Source organism: Mucilaginibacter aureus (assembly GCF_053514885.1).
Map to the genome: position 1 here is coordinate 4759661 of NZ_CP170601.1, position 22057 is coordinate 4781717.

The following is a 22057-nucleotide window of genomic DNA, read 5'->3' on the forward strand; positions in this document are numbered from 1 at the left end:
GATTAAATCCGTACGTAACCTTTTTTAATGAGTATATAAACATCCCGCCAGGCGGCAGAAGCTCTTGATGCCGGCAGGTTCTCATAGTGAGTTACCACCATCTCGTTATCGGAAATCGATGTGATCTCATACTCGATCACATCAGCCTGGCCGCGGTAAAAGAAAAAGAAAGCGCCATCATAAAGTTGCAGGTAATGTTTTCCATTCCGCACCTGCATGGTCCAGTGCTGTACCGGTTTATTAGGTGTGTAGTTGATCACCAAATCACCACCATCGGCCACCGAACCCGTGGTTACCCCCCAATTGGCGTTCAGTTCTTTTAAGCGGTATTGCGCAATGCCATCAATAGTACCGCCATGACAATAACTGCCATTGTTGTTTCTATAAACCACTTCTTTATTAGCCAATTTGAAATTGAGCTCGTCATCATAAACTCCTTTACCGGTTTTGGCTAATTTGTTCCAGGGTGTTATTGATCCCGAATTGATGAGTTTGACGTGCCCGTCAGACAGCGAATCAAGCACCCAGGTCTTACCTGTGGCAGCAGCCGCACCCCCGGTCAGCAAACCGTATACGGGGTCGAGGTCAACGTTATCCGCGGTAAGCGATAAATTCACGGTTTTGGTTACCGCGGTAATGCCGTTAAAAACCGTCATGCTAATTACGTAATCACCTTTAAACGGGTACTTGCCAATAACGGTATCGCCAACAGCGGTCGAGCTATTACCCAGGTCCCACTTGGCTACAGCTGTTTTACCAATTTGCGCGTTGATAAACCGGTAAACATTAGGTGTGCTGGTTGCCTGTACGATGATATTGACAGTACTGGCGTCGATAGGGGTTTCCAGACTGCCCGATTGCTTTTTGCAAGCTGCCAATAAAATCAGCAGGCATGCAAGTTGTATCATTTTTTTCATGTGTTTCTTGATCTTAATAGTTAATATCCCGGATTTTGAACCAAAGCATTATTGGATATGATGATCTCTTGATCAGGTATCGGAAACAATCCGGCAGCGGCGGTATTAAATTTGCTGATGAATGGCTCGCCCCTGTCAATATTGATCTTTGATTTGGCATAGTCCATGCCCCGTCGCATCAGGTCCCAATATCTTACACCCTCTAACGCCAACTCAAGGTCGCGTTCATCATATAAGATATCGAGTGTGACCGCTGGCGGGATATAACTTGCCGGCCTTGCGCGTTTAGCAACTCTCTCAAAATATTGCTGTGCTTTTACCGCACTTCCGCCATGCAGCAATTGAAGCTCCGAGGCCATCAGCAGCACATCCGAAAAGCGGATATTGATAAAGTGGTTAGGGAAGTTGAGGTGATAATCGCCTTTTGTAGATTGATTGGCTTTTAACGCTGCCCATTTTTTAGGGAAGATATCTGTATTTTGATAACCTTGTGTAAATGATACCGACTGTGCTTTGGGCGAAAAAAGCGTAGCATCCCTCCTCACATCCGTAGCTGCGTAGTGATTGTATAGTGCCGTATCTACCGGGGCGAATGACCAACCGGCGGAGTACACCGAAGCGGCGTTTGGATCGCGCATTGACCAAAGCATCACCGATAGATTGCCATTGGCTTCTTCGCGATAACTGTAATTACCGCTATAAGCCAGCGATGAGTATTGAATTTCAAATACCGACTCTTTGTTGTTGTTATTATACGGCGCATCCAATTTGAATACGTCGGCAAAGTTTGTTAACAGGTCGTGGCCGCTATTATTGATCAGGTCTTCGCTGATGTTCAGGATGCTTGAAGATGATACACCAGGCAGTTCCGCTTTTTTGTAATAACCGGTGTAATATAACCAAACCCGCATCATTAAACCGCGTGCCGCATCTGATGATATACGGCCCAGTTGTTCGGCTGGTAAGCTTTTGTACCTCGGCAATACATTAACCGCTTCTGTTAAATCTTGCGATATCTGGGTATATACCGCTTCGGGCGAGGATTGCTTTTGTGAATATTCTGATGCTGATAATGTATTCAGGATGAGTGGTACATTCCCAAAAAGGCGCACCAGGTCAAAATAATAAAACGCGCGCAGGTATTTACATTCGGCTGTATACCGCGTCCGGAGCGTCGGATCATCAAATTTTGCATCGGGCATTTTCTCCAACAACAGGTTACAACGATAAATGCCGGTATAGTATTTATACCAAAAAGCCTTGGGAGCCAGATCATCTACCCTGATATTGCCTCTGTCGATCCTTCCGGTACCCGGAATATCAGTTACTGACGCGCCGCCAGTAAAGCAACGATCGCCCAATACCTCGCTGATCAACTGAAAAGGAACATTCTGATTTTGTGGAGCATCCCATAACAAAACATTATAAGCCGCGGCCAATCCCTGGTAACAGTCGCTTTGCGTTTTATAAAAATTAGTTTCAACATCGGAGGTGATCGGGTCGAGGTCGATCTTTTTATTACAGCCAACACTCACAAAAAGGAGGATGACCGGTATGAGTTGTATGCAGTTTCTAATTGCTTTCATGTGTTTTCAATTAAATAATTTAAAATCCGATCGAAGCGCCAAAAATGATCGTCCTTGCCTGGGGGTAAACACCGCGGTCAATACCCACGCTCAGTGCTCCACCCGAAACTTCGGGGTCAAAACCGGTGTACTTGGTCAGGCAAAACAGGTTAGTACCTGTTGCATATACCCTGATATTGTTGATCTTGATCTTTTTAAGGCCGGTGAACGTATAGCCTACAGAAGCATTCCGCAAGCGCAGGTAATCGCCATCCTCAAGGAAAAAAGTAGAAGGGTTTACAAAGTTACCGTTCAGATCGCCGGCTGATACGCGCGGGAAGGTATTAGATGTACCCTCTCCGTGCCATCTGTTCAACACCGATACAGGATAGTTGGCTGTAGGCAGATCCCAACGGTGCAGGCTATTAAATATTTTGTTACCGGCCAGGCCGTTAAAAAATACGTTAACATCAAATCCCTTATACCTGGCCGTTAAATTTACACCATAGTTGTATTTGGGATGCGGTGTGCCCACGTTCGATCTGTCAAGATTGTCGATCTTTCCATCGCCGTTAAGGTCCGCATATTTAATATCTCCGGGCACTGCATTTGGTTGTATCAACACGCCGTTCTTTTGGTAATTATTGATCTCTGCCTGGGTTTGAAAAATACCCTGCATAGTGTACAGCCAAAAATAACCTATCGGAGCGCCCGCTTGCATCCGGGTAACGCTTGTCATCTGGTTACTTGCCGCTGCACCGTCAATAAAGCCGGATGATGTACCAACATAGGTTACGTTATTGGAATTGTATGCCCCGTTAACATTGGCCTCAAAATATACTTTGCCAAATGCTTTCCGGTACCCGATGGTTAACTCAATACCTTTGTTAACTACATTACCGGCGTTGCCTGTCGGGGCGGAGTTACCTACGTATAGTGGGATGGGGATGGTTACCAATAAACCCTTTGTCTGTTTTTGATACAGATCAAGCGTAGCGGTAAAGTTTTTCAAAAACTCTGCATCGATACCGATATCGGTTTGTTCAGACGTTTCCCATTGCAGGTCATCGTTAGATACACCACTTGGCGAGGCACCTACAACCTGCGTACCACCAAAGTAGTAATTACGGGCATAGGTACTGATGGTAGATACGTATTTGTAATCGCCGATATTATCGTTACCTGTACGGCCCCAGCTCGCCCGTAATTTCAATGAGCTGATCGCGCTGATGTTTTGCATGAATTTTTCTTTGGTGATATTCCAGCCTACGGAGGCAGAAGGGAAATAACCTATCCGGTTGTTCGGACCAAAACGGTACGAACCATCAGCACGCAAAGTCCCGGTAAACAAATACCTGCCATCGTAATCGTAATTGAGACGGCCGAAATAAGAGATCAATCCCGAATGAAAGGCACCGCCGCCGGCAGCTGCGCTGGTATTGTCTTTAGCAAGATCGAGGTAAGCAAATGCGGGATCATCGTACAATAAGCCATTTTTCGAAGCAGATATATTGGTGCCACTGCCTGTGTTTACTGTATTACCGATCAAAGCAGTAAATGAGTGCTTTTTAATGGTATTAGCATAAGTGAGCACATTCTCAATGTTGAGATATTTGCTTTCGGCAGAGCCTGCGCTTGCGCCAGAGGCAATGGTTTGGTTGGTAGAGTTAAGGTAATAAATGGGGGTATAGCCGGCAGAAACATCATATTGCAAGGCATAACCAACGCTGCTGCGCAATTTCAACCCTTTAATAATATGCAGTTCACCAAATGCATCGCCATTAAAACGGGTATATCCTGATGTGCCGTTGGTGTAATATATGCGGGCTATGGGGTTAACAACTTCCTGCGATACATACCTTGAAATAGCGAAAGTACCATCATCATTCATTACCGAGGTAACGGGATCCATATTGATCGCGCTCATGATCGGTCCGGCGTTGCCGCTGTTGGATGTTATAGCATCCCTTGCTACATTGGTCACACTCAGGTTCACACCCGTTTGCAACATGCCGTCAATAAACTTTTGCGTGGTATTGACACGGCCGGTATACCTCGTAAAATCCGATTTACCTTTGGCTACTGTGCCTGCCTGATTAAAGTAGGAGAATGAGGCGGCGAACGTTGAATTTTCAGAACCTCCCGAAAGCGATAACTGGCTGTTTTGAACAGGCGCGTTCCGGTAGGCAATTTCTTTTTGCCAATCGGTGCCCGAACCTAATTTCGCGATCTCATTTTCTGAAAAAGGCATCTGAAGGTTTGAATTAAAGAACGCCTCATTCTGGATACGGGCATATTGCGTTGCATCTAACACCTGTATCGGGTGAGCTGTATTTTGTATACCATAATAGTACTCGAAACCTACTTTATTTTTGCCCGGCTTTCCGGATTTTGTAGTAACGATAACGACACCGTTAGCACCCCTGGCCCCGTAAATGGCCGCAGATGCCGCGTCTTTAAGCACCTCCATCGATTCGATATCCTGAGGGTTGATCGCTTCCAGGTCACCGCGGGGAAAACCATCCACAATGTATAAAGGGTCGTTTGAGCCATTGGTGCCGGCCCCACGTATCCTGATGCTTACGCCCGCGCCCGGCTGGCCGCTGTTCATCATTACGGTTACACCTGCTGCTTTGCCCTGCAAGGCCTGATCTGCCCGCATTAAGCCGGGTACTTCAAGGTCCTTCTGTGTGATGGACGAAATAGCGCCTGTAACAAGGCTCTTTTTTTGAACCCCGTAACCAACAACCACCACATCGGTTAATGTGGTTGAAGCTTTGCTCAGCATCACTTCTAAGTTGGCCTGGGTTCCAATTGCGACCTCTTTGGGCTGCATACCTACCGACCTGAATGCCAGGACAGTAGAACCCGCAGGTACATTGATCGTAAATTTTCCGTCAATATCGCTGCTAACGCCGGTGGTAGTACCTTTAATTGTGATACTGACCCCGGGGATAACGGCATTATCTTCAATATCCTTTACCACTCCCTTTATGGTTCTCGGGCCTTGCGCACGGGCTGAGGCAACGCAAAAGGTCAGGTAAAAGATGAAGAGGAAAAACCGTGTTAATTGTGTAAAGTTGATTCTCATAATTGTTAATTGGTTTTAAACTGGTGGTATCTGGTGTGTTAATTACTCATTTGGGTAGATTTTGTATTATCGATGGTTATCGGCCGCAAGCCCAGCGCCTGGATATATCCATCGTTGGGTTTGCAATTCGCAAACTTGCATTGATCTAAAAATTCATTGAGTACCTGTTTCAATATGTCGCGTTGTATATGTAATGCACGCAGATCTTTAAAGGTGGCGCGGGGGCTTTCGGCGTAATTTACCAGCGAATCATATTTAGCAGGCGGTATTACCGATAGTATATTTTTAGGACTATCCAACTTTTTATAGGGCCAGAAATGCCAGCCAATGTTATTGCTTTCCAATAATTCGCGAAACTTAGCTATCCATTCATCCGTGTTTTCGCCCGTTTCGCCGGCATAGATCGGCACATTGTATTTATCTCGAAAAGCAATAAAGCGGGCAATAGAACCCAAAGAAGGCTGATCGCCGTATTTGTGAAAGGTATAGATCACCTTGTTATCAAATGGCTTGTTAAATATGTTGAAATTGGTATCCCATTGTGCGCCACCTAAAAACAGGATGTGGTTTTGATCAACATCGCGGATGGATGCAGCGATCTGTTTATAAAAAAGCTCGACGTAAGGGTTAAGCTTGTTTACATCAAAATAGTGCGCGACAGGTTCGTTCAACAGGTCGTACCCTAATACAGTCGGTTCATTTTTATACCGTTTGGCTATTTTGCTCCAAATCTCAACGGTGAGTTTGCGGTTAGCGCTGCTTTCAAATAAAAAAGGGTAGCCAAAACCATCGTCGATATTATCGCCTGTTTGACCGCCCGGCGCGCAATGCATATCCAGTATCACGTACAGGCCTTCGGCTTTGCACCATTTGATCACACGGTCGAGCATGGTAAATCCCCTGGACGCATCATTGGTTCCCAGGTAGTCCTCGTTAGTGAACAAGCGGTAATTAAAAGGCACCCTTATTGAGTTTATGCCGATAGTTTTTAGATAATGGATATCCGGTTGGGTGATATAGTTGTCTAAAAATGTCGACCAGAATTTTGCGGTTTCTTCAGGGCCGATCACCTGGCTGATCATCTCGTTGATCATTTTAGGCGAGTTGGTATTTTTAAACTTAAACATGTAACCTTCGGGCACCAGCCAGTTGCCTAAATTGGTGCCTTTTATTAGGAATGGTTTATCATCCAGGCCAATCACCTCTTTCCCCCGTACAGTAATGAATTTTGGGTTAGCGGCGTTAAGGCGCGATGTAAAACAAAGTTGTATAAAGCCGAATAGTAATAGTTTTTTCATGCTCATTAGTCTTTTTTCTGCAATTCGGTATAGTAATTTTTGAGGATATAAAATGCTTTTTTCTTGTGACCGTCATGGTCGATCAGCCCTTTATTGTTCCAGCCTTCCTGGTAAACAGGGTTGTTGCGCCTTGGCGATCTGAAATCGGCCAGTATCCATGGCGAAATGCCTATATAATTCTCAGGCATACGCTTCAACATGCTCACCTGTTCGCGGTAAAACCGTTCCTGAAACTCCTCGGTCCAGAGCGTACCTTCATCACCATGGTTTCCGCCAAGTGCTTCGGCCCCTGTTTCGCTGATGAACAAAGGTTTGTTGTACTTGGTTGCCCATCTGGCATCACGGCAACTTTCGGGCGTGCCGCCGTACCAGCCCAGGTATTCGTTAAAAGCTACCACATCTACATACTCTCCTAAGGGATCGTCGACGCTCCTCATGTTTTCGGCCGAATGATAGTCAACCTCCAACGCGGCTGAAACGAGACGTGTGGGATCAGTATTTTTTGCAGTTTGCAACAAGGTCTTCATAAAGTTAGTGCGGCTATCGCTCACCGGCGTTTCGTTGCCAACCGACCAAATGATAATACTGGCACGGTTATGGTCGCGCGAGATCATTTCGTGTAATTGCGCCTGCGCTTTGGCCAGCACTGCCGGACTCGAAAAATCGATGGTCCAGTAAACCGGTATCTCCGACCATACGAACAAGCCCAATGAATCGGCAAGGCGCGTCATTTTCTCATCATGCGGGTAATGGGCTAAACGCACCATATTGCAACCCAACTCCCTCGCCCATGTCAATAATTGCACCGCATCATCCTGGCTATGCGCACGACGCTTACCCTGTGGTATTTCGCCATGGATGCTTATCCCGCGAAGAAAAATAGCTTCTCCGTTTACTAAAATGCGCTTGCCCTCCACTTTAACTTTACGGAAGCCAATTTTTTCTTCAACCTTATCATATTTTGTGCGAACTATTACCCGGTAACACTTGGGATTTTCGGGCGACCATAATTGAACTTGCGGAAGTTTAAATTGAACCTGAACCAGGTTGTTATTTGCCGCGAACGTTTGCTTAACGTTCAGTTCCGGTATTTCAACCGTCACTTTTTCATTGTCACCGGTATTGGTCAAACGCACCCAGCCAGATACTTCGTTATCTGGTGAAGTTGGCGATAATTGGATTTGATAATCGGTGATGGCGGAGGTGGGTAACTCCACCAGTTTTACGTCACGTGTAATACCTCCATAGTTCCACCAATCGGTATTTAGCGTAGGGATCTCATCAGCATAACGCTTGTTATCAACTTTAACAACGAGGTAGTTATCCTTTGCCTTGAGTACCGAATCGGGAATGAGAAAGTTGAATGGTGTAAAGCCGCCTTTATGCATCCCCAGTTTTTTACCGTTGAGATAAACGTCGGCCCGATAGTTCACTGCTCCGAAATAAATGTACAACTGGTTTGAGATCGCTGTTTTTTTATAGTCGAATGACCTTTTGTACCAAACCGTTCCCTCATAATAGTACAATCTATCATTTTGTGAGTTCCAGTCCGAAGGCACATTCAGGGTATACTTATCAATATAGCCATGCTCTTTCCGGTCCATTTTATTAGCCTGCACATCACTGCTCCAGTAAGCTTCGGCATCACTTTCTTTACGTTCCTGGTAGCGGTAATCATAAAATCCGGTTTCGTAGGGATCAATGATGTATTGCCACCTGCCATTCAGGTTTAGCGTATTACGCGAAGGGATATTGGTGATTATCTCGCGCTGAGCAGATGCGTTCAGCGCAGGTAACAAAGCAGCAGAAAATAAAATAAGCCTTAAAAAACGGATCATTAATTTATAATTAGAGTAAAAAATAGGTTTGCACTGCTTAAGTGCGGTTATCGCGACTAAAAAGGTATTATGACCCTTAATATTTGTATCGTCAACTGGTTTATGCTGACAAATATAATTTAGAAAAATCGGATTAAGCAAGAATTATTTGTCGTATTTAATTGATTTATAGGTAGTTAAATCAAATTTAATACACTTAAGCACCGCTGCTATTTGATGCTAAAAACTGGTATATCACGTACATAGCGGTTTTTACCTGCGATAAAATAAAAAAAGTAATACGCGTAAAAAAAACCAGAAAAAATGTTGCTTTTTTATGAAAAGAGGGTGAAGTAGTATAGTATAAAAAGAAGAGTAGTGAATTTATTCAAGTACAAGCCTGCTCCAGCCCTTTTCGCCGGCGTTGCGTAATACTTTCTTACGCTCTTCCATCACCTTGAGTATCTTGCTGCTGTACGACCAGCAGGTAGCTTGCCTGATATCCAGAACCTCGGATAATTTATAGGATGATATTTTACCTTTGGTGCTGTACAACAGATATACTATATAAAATGCCTTGTTGATAGGGATCTTGCTTTTATGAAATATGGTATTTGTGGTTACCGATTCCTCGTAATCGCAATCAGTACAGCGTTTACTAAAAGGAGCATGGCCGTTAAAATGGTTCTCGCATCCGCATTTTTTGCACTTAAAGCCATTTTCCCATTTTAATTTTGCTAAAAACTTAAAGCAGGCCTGGTTATCCGGATAGATCTTACTGAACTCCTCGAAATTAACCTCTTTAGACATTACCCTCGCCTCATTCACCTCTTCAATATTGATGTGAAGAACCTCATTATCCGAACGCAAGAGGGCATTTATCCTGCTAATCTCTTGTGCCTGCTCCATCAGCTCAAGATTCTTCTTCTCAATGATGGCGGATTTTTCGACCACCTCGCTGGTACGTTCCTGAACTTTAAGCTCCAACTGTCTGTTCAGATTATCTTTTAAAGCCTGGTTATGCTGTAATTCCAGAATGATCCTTTTCTGCGCCTTTTCTTTCTTCTTTTTAATTATCCGCACGTTATCGCTGATCGCAAACGAAACAAAAAGCATCTCCAACAACAGGCAGAAACTTAAACTGTAAAAATTGGCAGGACCAAAAGGAAGATTAACGACGATCAATACTTTGATCAGGCGGATCATGAATCCCAATAAAATAAAAGAGTACCCGGCAACAAAAAATCGGGCCGGATGATACCCTTTATACCAAACATAACACCCGGAAAATAAGGCGAGGAGAATGGGGACGATTTCTATAACCTTATATACAAATAAATGCTTATCGATAACCAGGCACACTAAGAAGAAAGCACTTCGCAATACCACTGTTGCAATAACCGCTTTATCCAACCATGGCGCCTTTGTTTTTAGATGAAGGAACATACGCGTAAACTGCAACGCAAACGTACTGGCAAAATACAAAGCCACACCATAAGCAATCTCGTTCCAGCGCGGGGAGTCGGGCCAGAAATATTGATAGGCGATACCGTTCGAGCTAATTTCGTAAATCCCGATACTTAAATTATAAAGTATATAGTAGATGTACTGTTTTTGACGGAGGGCAAAAAACAACAAGAAATTGTACACGCAAAAAACCAATATCATGCCATAAAGCGTGCCTAATAAAAGGTATTCGCGCAAGCCGTATTGAATGAACCAGCTTAAATTCTTTAATACGACCATTACGGCAGCAGGTTGCTCCGTCCTTACCGCAAAATAATATACCCTGTCACCGGTAAAATTTTTGTCGATCAAAAAGGTAATATTTTTATGATGATAGGCACGATTCGCAAACCCGATACCGGCCCCTAATTTATATTCTTTGAAATTACCGGGGCTTAGTTCGACATAAACATCAATATGATCAATCGTTTGATCATAAAACTCTAACACCCAGTTCTCGTTAGTTCTGGATTTATTGCTTAAACGGATACGGTACCAGTATGTGGTATTGCGGTCATACGTTTTTGGCGTAAAGGTTTTAGATGGTTCAAATTGGGAAGAGACGGCTGGGCTGACTATATCCTGGATATGCATGACACTTTTTCTGTCCTCAAATCCATAGATCTCGCTATAAGAAAATATATGTTGCTTTATGTTACTCTCAAATGGTACCGTATTTTGCGCCAGGCACGGCAATTTGATTAAACTACTTAATGTTAAAAAAATAAAAATGATGAAAAGGCCTTTCCTCTTCTTTAAAGCTCTGTTCATTAAATAGGTATGGCAGGGAAACGGTTAGTTTATATTTAAGCCGGACTAATATACGAAGTGTACCGCTAACCTATTTAGATTAAATTTACTATTGGGGTAGATATAGTAGAAGAGATAAAAGGTAAATGCGATACTCGACAGTGATTAAAGCGTAATTTATTTGAAGTTTGAATGGTAAAGTGGCTTTCATCTAATGAGCAGATCGTTGCACTCTCAAGAAATTTAGCACCTAAAAACGCATTCTCGCTTCCCGAAAGCTCCCCGAAATCCGGTTTCATAAGCCTCGTATTGTTTTCCAGGATCGCCATTGTTGTCATCGGTAATTTTACCTCTTTACAATTGGGTAAAAATCGTACTCAGACATGGCTTAGATAAATCATTTGTGTTATTCCGGCTCATTCGCACGGCATTCAGGCTCATTGCAACTCTACCCATTCCATTACCCATGAAGCAAAAAACGCAGCCTCTGTATACAGAAACTGCATTTTAAGTCGTCCCGGCGGGAAGCGATTAAATATTCTGGTTATATAATGACGTTTACAAACATATTCGAATAATGTCAGCAATGTCACGAGGGTTATCTCCCAAAAGACGGGCAGGTCAATTCGCGTTTTTAAAATCGCATTTTGCCGACCGGGTGGGTCGGTTTTTGGGATAAAACAAATCGAGATCAAACGATAGCGACATAAAGTAATATGATTGAAATACTTATGTTATTTCTATTGAGTCTGATAAGAACTCCTAAGTTCTTTGAACATTGCGGCAATTATTTACTTTCAGTAATCCTTTCATGACTAATAATACCTGTAGACCGGCAGTAGCCAGATACAGAATTAGTGATATGGTGCCTTAAATGAAGATCAGAACTACACTGCTTATGATAAACACGGAACGTGTAAACTACATAAATGATTTGTTTATGTGATGCGCATATAAATCACTCGAAATTTTGCTACCAAAATTGCTACCACATTCTAAAATTCAATAAAAAAAGGCCATTATTTATTAAATAAGGCCTTTTAGCGATTAAAATGTGGAGCCGGAGGGATTCGAACCCTCGTCCAAACATGGTATAAGGTAGGCTTTCTACATGCTTATCTGTTGTTAGGTTTTCGAAGAGCAGAAGGTCAACCGATTACCTGTACTACTCTCTTAGATACTGTTTCTCACTTGTTTATCGTACCCTAAACAAGCCAGTTTCATTTTTCGGTGCCCCTGTTGCCGGTTCAACGAAACAGAACACCGGCGGGACAAAAGCTATGCTAATTCTAAATTAGGCAGCTAAGGCGTATTGATTTTCGCCATTTGAAAGTTTGAGCGTTCAGATTAAAGCGCTAATTCACCCAACGCGCTGCATGCTTACATACTTATCTCCATCCTGTCAATTCCGGTCGACCCCATTTTTTATTTAGTGGCAGTAGCAGTGATGATAAGTTTGCAAAGATACGCTTTTTTGTTACAGCAAGGCATCTACTGTCACTAAAAACTGCCATTGCTACTACTATTTTCTTCCCGGATACACTCTCAGTCCTTCTTCAAGGCAAACCATCGCCTTTTGCAGATCATCAGTATTTAAAACGTATGCCATCCTAACCTCGTTAGTACCAGCACCGGGCGAGCTGTAAAAGCCCGTTGCAGGCGCCATCATCACGGTTTGGTTATCGTAGCTAAATTCTTCCAGCATCCACTGGCAAAATTTATCGGCATTATCAATCGGGAATTTGGCCACAACATAAAATGCCCCACCGGGGTTAGGGCAAAATACCCCTTCTATCCTATTCAGGCTTTCTACTAAAATGTTACGGCGTTTGGTATACTCAACATTCACTTTCTCAAAATAGTTGTCTGGAGTATCAACAGCGGCTTCGCCGGCAATCTGTTCAACCATACCCGGACTAAGGCGAGCCTGTGCAAATTTTAATGCTGCGGTTAAAATCTCTTTGTTTTTAGTGATCATGCACCCTAAACGTGCACCGCAAGCGCTATAACGTTTACTTACAGTATCTAAAACCACTACATTTTCGTCCAAACCATCCAGGTGCATCGGCGATGTAAACGTACGGCCATCATAGCAAAATTCGCGGTAGGCTTCATCCGAAAATAAATACAGATCATATTTAAGGCATAACTCTTTTAATGCCTGCAACTCTTCTTCTGAGTATAAATAACCTGTTGGATTATTTGGATTACAGATGATGATCGCTTTGGTTTTACTGGTGATCACTTTTTCAAACTCGCTTATCGGCGGTAAGGCAAAGCCATTTTCAATGTGCGATAATATAGGCTTAACCACAATATCGCTCTGGCAGGCAAAACCATTATAGTTGGCATAAAACGGTTCAGGGATGATCACCTCATCGCCGGGGTTAAGGCAGGTCATCATGGTGATGATAATAGCCTCGGAGCCGCCGGTTGTAACTATAATATGATCGGGCGTAATGTTATAACCGAGTTTATTATAGTACGACGCCAGCTTGGTGCGGTATGATAAGGTACCTTCGGAAGCGGTATAGGCCCACACTTTGAACGATATATTTTTTATAGCGTTAAGCATGCCTTCGGGTGTTTCAATATCGGGCTGGCCGATATTTAGATGATAAACCTTTTTGCCTTGCTGTTTGGCCTTATCTGCGAAGGGAGTTAACTTTCTTATTGGCGACGCGGGCATACCTATACCCTTTTGCGAAATTTTTGGCATGTTACAAAATTACAAATTTGCAGTAATGCTACATAGCACTTACGCAATTGTTACGAAACCGCCACCTGATAAAACAAAAAATCCCTGCTTTATTAAGCAGGGATTTACATATTTTGTAATTAAAATTACTTTTGAGTGGTCCCTGTAGTACCCGTTGGCGCAGGCGCTGCTGCCGGGATAACTTCGCCCATAATGATCAACACTTTGGTAGGTGTTTTAGCGTTTGATGTTACTACGATGCTTTTGCTGAATGGGGCAGGATTAATTGCATTGTAGGTAATTTTAATAACCCCTTTATCGCCTTTTTTTACAGGAGTTTTAGTGTAATCGGCAATGGTACAACCGCATGTAGGTTGTACATTGGTTAAAATTAATGGTTCCTCACCAATATTGGTAAAAGCAAATTCAGTGGTAACTGGTTTATTTTGAGGTATTTTACCAAAGTCGTGTTTTTCCTCGTTAAATTTAAACTCAGGTTTGGTATCTGTTTGTGCTGATGCAGTAATGGTAAATCCTAAGATCACTGCGCATAAAATCATTAGTTTTTTCATAGTCTTGTATACGTAATACACAAATATAATGTTTTATTCTATTCCAAAAAAACTATTCGAAAAAACATTAGTTTGACAGTAAATAATGATGCAAGCGAAATAGAATTTTATACTTTTGCTGAGTAACCCAAATTATATATGCTCGAAACAGCAGTTAACGCAACTACCAAACCTGATGCTGCACCACTAAGCTTTGATGGCTTTAAGCAGATTGTTATTAATGACTATCGTATTGGTTTTGAGAGCCGTCAGGCCAGCCTGATAGGCCGCCGTGAGGTGCTTACAGGCAAGGCTAAATTCGGTATTTTTGGCGACGGTAAAGAAGTTGCCCAACTGGCCATGGCCAAGGCTTTTCGTAAAGGCGATTGGCGCGCGGGTTACTATCGCGACCAAACCTTTATGTTTGCCACCGGCATGAGCAATTTAAAAGAGTTTTTTGCCCAACTATACGCCAACCCCGATATTGAAAAAGATCCATCGTCTGCCGGTAGACAAATGAACTGCCACTTTGCTACACGGACAATTGACGAAAATGGTGACTGGTACGACCTGACGCAAATGATGAACTGTGCATCGGATATATCAACAACCGGTGGTCACATGCCCCGTTTGTTAGGCCTGGCCTATGCATCAAAATTATTTAGGCAGAATAAGGAGCTTGAATATCTTAAAAAATTCTCGGTAAATGGTAACGAGGTTGCCTTTGGTACTATTGGCAATGCTTCAACATCCGAAGGTTTATTTTTTGAAGCCTTTAATGCTGCCGGTGTTTTACAGGTGCCTATGGCTATTTCCGTTTGGGATGATGCCTATGGTATATCAGTACCGGCAAAATATCAAACTACTAAAGAGGATATATCTGAAATACTAAAAGGCTTTCAGCGCGAAGATGGTACCAATGGGTATGAAATTTTTAAAGTACGTGGCTGGGATTATGTAGCGCTTTGCGAAACTTATGAACGCGCCATTGCTGTTTGCCGTAAAGAGCATGTGCCGGTGTTGATCCACATAACTGAAATGACACAGCCACAGGGGCATTCAACCTCCGGCTCGCACGAACGCTATAAATCGAAAGAGCGCTTAACCTGGGAAGAAGAGCACGACTGTTTACTACAAATGCGTAAATGGATGCTTGAAACTGCAATAGCTACTCCACAGGAATTGGATGAACTGGAAGAAATTGCTAAAAAAACCGCCCGCCATTACCAGCGTGAAGCCTGGAACGAGTTTAACACTGAAATTAAAGTTGAGCTTGATCAAGCTGTAGAATTTATCAATAACATGGCCGAAACATCGGCTCACGGTACAGAGCTATCAAAAATCGCCCGTGAAGTTAATGAATCTATTGACCCCGGCCGTCGCGAAGTACTGTCGGCAGCTCGCAAAGCTTTGTTATTAACGGTTAACGAGAGTAACGATACACGTACACAATTATTGGAATGGGTAAAGTTAGAAAACGAAAAGAACAAAGAGCGTTTTAACTCTAAACTGTTTACCGAAACACCGCATTCACCGCTTAACGTACCGGTTATTGCGCCTGTTTATACAGATGATGCGAAAGGCATTAATGGCAGCGAGGTATTAAATACCTGCTTTGAAGCCAATTTTAACCGTGATAAAAGCATAGTTGCCTTTGGTGAGGATGTTGGCGCCATTGGTGATGTTAACCAAGGCTTTGCAGGCTTACAATTAAAGTTTGGCGACCTGCGCATAACTGATACCGGTATACGCGAAGCTACTATTATTGGTCAGGGCATGGGTTTGGCGATGCGCGGCTTACGGCCAATTGCCGAAATACAATATCTTGATTACCTGATGTATGCAATGAACGTTTTAAGCGACGATCTGGCAAGCCTAAGCTATCGTACCAAAGCAGGGCAAAAGGCACCTGTAATTATCCGTACACGAGGTCACCGGCTCGAAGGTATCTGGCATTCGGGTTCACCACTGGGCTTTATTTTGAATGTTTTAAGAGGCATACATATTTGCGTACCCCGCAACATGACCCAGGCTGCAGGCATGTATAATACCTTGCTGCGTGGCGACGAGCCGGCCTTGGTTATTGAATGTTTAAATGGCTACCGTTTAAAAGAAAGGCTGCCCGAAAACGTAGGTGAATTTACCGTGCCATTAGGCAAGGCTGAAATTTTGCGCCCGGGCAAAGACGTTACCATCGTATCTTACGGTTCAACCCTGCGGATTGTACAGGAGGCTGCTGCCAACCTTGAAGCAATTGGTATCGATGTTGAAATTATTGATCCGCAAACGCTTTATCCTTTTGATACCGGCCATATCTGTATCAATTCATTAAAGAAAACAAATAAATTATTGATTATTGATGAGGATGTGCCGGGCGGTGCTTCTGCTTATATTCTACAACATATATTGGAGGTACAAAACGGCTATTACACCCTTGATTCGCAGCCACGTACTTTAACGGCTAAACAACACCGTCCACCTTATGGTTCTGACGGCGACTATTTCAGCAAACCTTCGCATGAAGATGTTGTTGAAGCGGTGTACGCGATGATGGGTGAAACCAATCCGGATAAATTTCCGCCGGTATATTAATTAAAAATCAGTTCATGTCCGATACTCCCTCTACCCTTTTCTCCATCATTAAAAACAGGCGTACAACTAAACCGCCAATGATGAATGGAAAGAAAGTACCCGATGAGCAAATATGGCAGTTGCTGCAATTGGCAGATTGGGCGCCTACTCACGCCAATACCGAACCCTGGCGGTTTATAGTATACGCTGATCCCAAACTGTTTTGTAGCGAACATGCCGAGTTTTACCGCGACAAAACATCCGCCGAAGACTTTATGCAATTTAACTATGAAAAATTGCTGCACATGGGCGATAAGGCGTCGCATGTGATAATCTGCATCATGCAACGGGGGCCGTTATCTAAAATTCCTGTCATTGAAGAAATAGCCGCAACAGCCTGTGCCATGCAAAACATTTTACTTGGCGCAACAGACCTGGGGATAGCCAGCTACTGGGGAACCGGCGGCATGGTACTTAAACCCGAAATGAAAGATTTTTTAAACTTAAGGAACGAGGACGTAATATTAGGTATTTTATATCTGGGTTACACCGATAACAAATCTGCCGGCGAACGAACTATCGCGTTAAGCGAGAAAGTAAAATGGGTAGGTTAACTTAAAAGGTGTGTTGCGGACAGGTAACCTTGTAGCGGTTATTTAAAAATATGCCCAATACAATTTCGTGCGTACCGTTACTTACTGAGTTAAGGTTCGACGTTGTATAATCGTACGAATAACCAAAGCTCAAAAACGATCCGATATTAAAGCCGACCATGGCTGCTACGGCATCCTGTTGACGATATGCTCCGCCTATCCAGAAATGATCGCGAAAAGCCAATTTCATATTAATATCATAACTGGCGGGCACGGGGTTAACCACCTTCACCATTGTTGATGGTAAAAGGGTAATATCATCGCTTAAAAACAATTTAACACCCGCTGTGAAGAAAAAATGTGGTACGGTTTTGCCCTGATTGTAAATAGGATTACTGCTAAAAGTAATGGTTTGTGGCAGCAATTGCTGTACCGAAGCACCAATAAAATAAGTTGATGAATAGGCCCATAATCCTGCGCCAACATCAGGTTTAAATTGGTTATAATTGCCGCCGTTTATGGCAGGGTCAGAAAACTCTGTAGTTACTTCGGCTGTATTAAGCGTATAGTTAGATACCCCTGCCGATACACCGACAGCCAGGTTTAAGGTTGGCGAAATACCCAAATGATAGGCGTATGTAGCATCAAAATTAGTTTGCCTGATGGGGCCGGCTTTATCAGTAACCACAGTTAAGCCAATGCCATGGTGTGGCTCAGCAGCCATATAAGTCTGGGTAAATGCGCGCCCAAGCGGGTTATCGCCATTAGCCGGGCTTTGTGTAGCATCGCCTTCTAAAAAATTACTACCTAAAGGAGCATTAATAGTAAAGTATGAAGTAACAGGTGCGCCTTGCAATCCCGTCCATTGGCTGCGGTAACCTGCTTTAACATCAGTATAATTTTCAATACCACTAACAGCAGGGTTAACTAAAATAGGATTGAAAACATATTGGGTATATTGCGGCCTTTGCTGAGCGCGGAGCTGTAAGCCTGTAATAACAAACAAAACTATAGTACAAAATCTCTTCATTTAGCTGGTAATTGTAACAATCTCTCCCGACGGTTTTATGTTTGTTTTAAAAATTGGCCTATAGATGTAATCTAAGTAATTATACTGCACCAATAACGTTCGCAGTTGCCTTTAAGTATCTATTTATCTACGAATATAACTTTTCTACGCTTCAGTGATCAAACAAATTTCAAAAAAACTGCTGCTATCGCAAAATAGTAATATATCCTGAAAGAACCTCACGCCCGTGTTTAGGGTTAATAATATAATAATAGGTACCAATAGGCAATGGCGTACCATTATACTTTCCATCCCACGGAACACCATACCCTATCGACGAAAACAGCAGGCTGCCATTGCGGTTATACACTTCCACTGTGCAATTACTGTAGTCGCTTAAGTTGGTGATGTTCCAGGTATCGTTTACACCATCGTTATTGGGGGTAAAGGTATTGGGCACTATTGGCGGTAACAAAACCTTTATTTTAATGCTTGCCGTATCGCTGCATACTCCCTTCCCGGTAACGGTTAAGGTATAAGTGGTTGTATGAGCAGGTGTAGCTATAGGATTTAATACGTTATCGGCGCTCAGCCCGGTTAGGGGTGTCCATTTATAGTTTAAACTATCACCTGTAGCTGTGGCAATGATACGAATGCCTTTACCGGCCAAAACTGCTGTATCGGGTCCAAGGGTCAGCAATGGCAAAGGGTTTACTGTAATGGTTTGGGTAATAGTATCGGCACACATGTTGTTGGGGGTGAAAATATACGATAGCGTATGCCTACCCACACCGGCCACAGCAGGATAAAACATGGAACCAGTTACCCCTGCACCCGAAAATACGCCTGCCGGGCCGGGAGGCCCCTGGGTTTCGGTAGCTACCAACTGTATCGGCGCGGCATTTAAACAAACAGGCGCCAACGCCGGGAACGATAATAGCGGTACAGGTAGCAATGTGACAGTCACATCTAACGGATTAGAGCATTTGGTGCCCGAATAAGCGATCATGTGTACAGTATATGTTTTGCTGCCGGTATAAAACACCGGGTAACGATGACGGAACATTTGCCCGGAAACAGGATGGTTGTAAGTGACCAGTGACGTTGGATCGCTGGCATCATAATACATTTCTATTTTAGTTATTGAGCCAAAATCGACAGTAGAGTTATTGATAAAAAACACCTCGTGATCGCTGCAAAGCTGATTTGGGTTAACAACCGTAAATGCAGCTTTAGGGTTAGCGCCATTTACAGTAAACACGGTATCTTTTTTAACACTGCAGCCATTTTTAGAGGTTACCGTAAGGCTCATATTGTAATTGCCGATATTGCTGTACGTATGCGAGGGGCTTTTTGCTGTGGAAGTATTGGGATTTCCGGCCGAGGCGTTTGCATCGCCAAAGTTCCACAGGTAGGAAAATTGAGCCTGACTGTTATCGGCAATGGTACTACTATCGGTAAATTGTGCGGTACCATCAGTAATACAAATATCGGGCAACACGGGTTTAACTACCGGCAATGGGTTTACAACAACGGTTTTGGTAACCGCATTTCCGGCGCAACCTTTGTTGGTAATGTTATATAGCTTAACATTATAACTGCCGGCTTTGGTAAAGGTGTGGGTAAACGGCAAATTGTTGGTTTGGCTTTGTATAGCGCTCCCATCGCCAAAATCATATACCCATTGTACTATTGGGCTTTCGGCCGATGTAGACTGATCTGTAAAGGTTATCGTTCGGGTTTCACAGTCGGGCTGGGATACGCTAAACGCCGCAACAGGCGAAACTTCGACATGCACCTTTTGTTGATATGGGGTGCCAATACAACCGGTAGAACCTGTTGCAACCAGGGTCACTGTAAAATCGCCTGAGCTTGAGAAAGAATGAACAGGGCTTTTAACCGTTGATGTATTACCATCTCCAAAGTCCCACTGCCAGGCGGAAATGCCTTTGCCCAGGCTGTCTGTGAGGTTATTAAACTGCACAGTATCGGCGAGACAGACATCGGTACGTGATGAAAACTTAGCTTTCGGCGGATCGATGATATCAAAGCTCATATCTACTTCTTCGTCTGATCCGCAGGCATCGGCCACGGGATTAAAAGCAATAACCTTGATAGCGTAGGTACCCGATGCTGAATAGCTTACCGGTGTAGGATATTGATAGGTATACAGCGTTTGCGTGCCTTTTGTGGTGATTTTCACCGGAGTCGGGCTTGAATCAGTGTAGGTTGGCGAGCCGTTTTTAATATCCCAAGTTAATTTTGTTGTTGCAAATGGCAGGGTAACATCGGCGATAAAATTTTGCGCTGTACAACCACTGGTTACTATCTGGTTAGTGGCTGGATTAGTATACTGTACGTATTCATTCAGATCCTGTAAATTTGCCCCAGCGGCATATCCATATGATTCGAATTGGCCAAAGCCATAAGCAATAGCATTAAAACCACCAGATGCCGATATGTTATGAGTACCTGAGTTAACAGAAAACTGCCCGTATGAATAGGTCGGATCACCGGAAAATGCGGTAAAACCTGATGATTTATTTACGCCATCAATAACAAATGACGAAGCATCGGTTGTTTTAATGGTGACATTGATATAATGTGCCAGAATATTTTCTTTAGGTGTTGAATAGAGCGTTGCCTGTTTAATAGTTTGCTCTACCGGTGTCAGAAAAATCATTTCCGGATCGCCCAGATCATTGGCATCATAAGCACAGGAATTGGGCATTTTACCCTGCGTTACCGCGTATTGAATAACCTGTATGGGTTTATCTGCCCGTATAATATTGGGCGTGGTACTGCTAAATTCATAATAAAAACCATTTACAAATTGCGAAGCCAAAACTGGCGTGCCGTTAAGTGTTACATTGGTATTAGGATCACTCAGCGCAATACGATAAATATCGTAATCGCGGTTTTTGAGTGGTGTGGTATAATAGTTTTTACCCCACGAGGCCGTTGGATAAACCTGTTGAAAAAGGTTATCGGCTGTATTATCTGACTGTACATTGCTAAAACAGCCGATCGTGATCTTGGTGCTTCCCGAAAAAACAGCGATCTTTTTACAAGTACTTCCATTAACGCTTACTGATTGTATTCGCGTGCCGGTAAGATCAGTATTTGAAAGCCCCTGAAACAGCTCCCCTTTCTTTAAATTTAATGTAAATGATGTATTCGCGACCTGCCCGGTAGTTAAGGTTGCGGTAGGCGTAATTTTCACTACAGTACTGTCTTCTGTAGCTACAACTACAAATGCCGAATATGCCGGAGCCTCGTTAGATACCTGGGCATAATTGAGCGAATAATAATCTTTACCCAATGTGTTTACAGGCAACACCAATGTTGCACCCGAAACAGCTGCAGCATGGATATGTGCAAAAACTACTATCGGTTGTATCGATGTGATGTTAATGCCTTTTAAAAACTGGCCCGCAGTTCCTAAAAATTCGCTTTGAGGTATTAAAACAACAGTAACCTGGTTGGCCGTAACCGAAAAATTGATAGACGGGGTGCCATCGACAAAATTGATGGTACCTGTTGTACTCACATCTGATGTGATATATACATCCAACTGGGCAATGGTGTTATTGGCAATAATCACCCCCCGGATATTCTGCATGTATCCCAGCCAAAAGTTTGTACCCTTGTTAGATGTGTTGGCCTGAGCATATCCCTTTATGCTAAACAG

The 22057-nt window shown here is 43.2% G+C and carries 12 protein-coding genes and 1 other RNA gene; 2 read left to right on the top strand and 11 right to left on the bottom strand.

Annotated elements, in window-relative coordinates:
- Nucleotides 1–2: 2 nt before the first annotated feature.
- The 9 genes from ACFGVR_RS20350 to ACFGVR_RS20390 form a co-directional block, all read right to left on the bottom strand.
- Nucleotides 3–908, bottom strand: a complete 906-nt coding sequence (locus tag ACFGVR_RS20350; RefSeq protein ID WP_448699345.1) for a hypothetical protein — start codon at nt 906–908, stop codon at nt 3–5.
- A 29-nt stretch (nt 909–937) separates the two neighbouring features.
- Nucleotides 938–2503, bottom strand: coding sequence for a RagB/SusD family nutrient uptake outer membrane protein (locus tag ACFGVR_RS20355; RefSeq protein WP_448699346.1), 1566 nt, complete (start codon nt 2501–2503; stop codon nt 938–940).
- Nucleotides 2504–2522: 19 nt separating this feature from the next.
- Nucleotides 2523–5573, bottom strand: a complete 3051-nt coding sequence (locus tag ACFGVR_RS20360) for a SusC/RagA family TonB-linked outer membrane protein (protein WP_448699347.1) — start codon at nt 5571–5573, stop codon at nt 2523–2525.
- 38 nt (nt 5574–5611) lie between these two features.
- Nucleotides 5612–6871, bottom strand: a complete 1260-nt coding sequence (locus ACFGVR_RS20365; RefSeq protein WP_448699348.1) for a glycoside hydrolase family 5 protein — start codon at nt 6869–6871, stop codon at nt 5612–5614.
- 5 nt (nt 6872–6876) lie between these two features.
- Nucleotides 6877–8709, bottom strand: a complete 1833-nt coding sequence (locus ACFGVR_RS20370) for a glycoside hydrolase family 2 protein (RefSeq protein WP_448699349.1) — start codon at nt 8707–8709, stop codon at nt 6877–6879.
- A gap of 363 nt (nt 8710–9072) precedes the next feature.
- Nucleotides 9073–10965: a 7TM diverse intracellular signaling domain-containing protein gene (locus ACFGVR_RS20375; protein ID WP_448699350.1), complete on the bottom strand. Its 1893-nt coding sequence runs from the start codon at nt 10963–10965 to the stop codon at nt 9073–9075.
- A 1031-nt stretch (nt 10966–11996) separates the two neighbouring features.
- Nucleotides 11997–12364: a transfer-messenger RNA gene (gene ssrA, locus ACFGVR_RS20380) on the bottom strand.
- Between the two features lie 102 nt (nt 12365–12466).
- Nucleotides 12467–13663, bottom strand: a complete 1197-nt coding sequence (locus tag ACFGVR_RS20385) for a pyridoxal phosphate-dependent aminotransferase (protein WP_448699351.1) — start codon at nt 13661–13663, stop codon at nt 12467–12469.
- A gap of 125 nt (nt 13664–13788) precedes the next feature.
- Nucleotides 13789–14214, bottom strand: a complete 426-nt coding sequence (locus ACFGVR_RS20390) for a DUF1573 domain-containing protein (RefSeq protein WP_448699352.1) — start codon at nt 14212–14214, stop codon at nt 13789–13791.
- A 138-nt stretch (nt 14215–14352) separates the two neighbouring features.
- Between ACFGVR_RS20390 and ACFGVR_RS20395 the strand changes: the two genes are divergently transcribed.
- Both ACFGVR_RS20395 and ACFGVR_RS20400 read left to right on the top strand, forming a co-directional pair.
- Nucleotides 14353–16785 (top strand): alpha-ketoacid dehydrogenase subunit alpha/beta, encoded by a 2433-nt coding sequence (locus ACFGVR_RS20395; RefSeq protein ID WP_448699353.1) that lies wholly within the window; start codon nt 14353–14355, stop codon nt 16783–16785.
- 14 nt (nt 16786–16799) lie between these two features.
- The gene (locus ACFGVR_RS20400; protein ID WP_448699354.1) at nt 16800–17378 is read left to right on the top strand and encodes a nitroreductase family protein; all 579 of its coding nucleotides are present in this window, start codon (nt 16800–16802) and stop codon (nt 17376–17378) included.
- 1 nt (nt 17379) lies between these two features.
- Here the strand turns inward: ACFGVR_RS20400 and ACFGVR_RS20405 are convergent, their stop codons facing one another.
- The gene (locus ACFGVR_RS20405; RefSeq protein ID WP_448699355.1) at nt 17380–18387 is read right to left on the bottom strand and encodes a PorP/SprF family type IX secretion system membrane protein; all 1008 of its coding nucleotides are present in this window, start codon (nt 18385–18387) and stop codon (nt 17380–17382) included.
- A 184-nt stretch (nt 18388–18571) separates the two neighbouring features.
- Nucleotides 18572–21988, bottom strand: coding sequence for a PKD domain-containing protein (locus ACFGVR_RS20410; protein ID WP_448699356.1), 3417 nt, complete (start codon nt 21986–21988; stop codon nt 18572–18574).
- Nucleotides 21989–22057 lie beyond the last annotated feature (69 nt).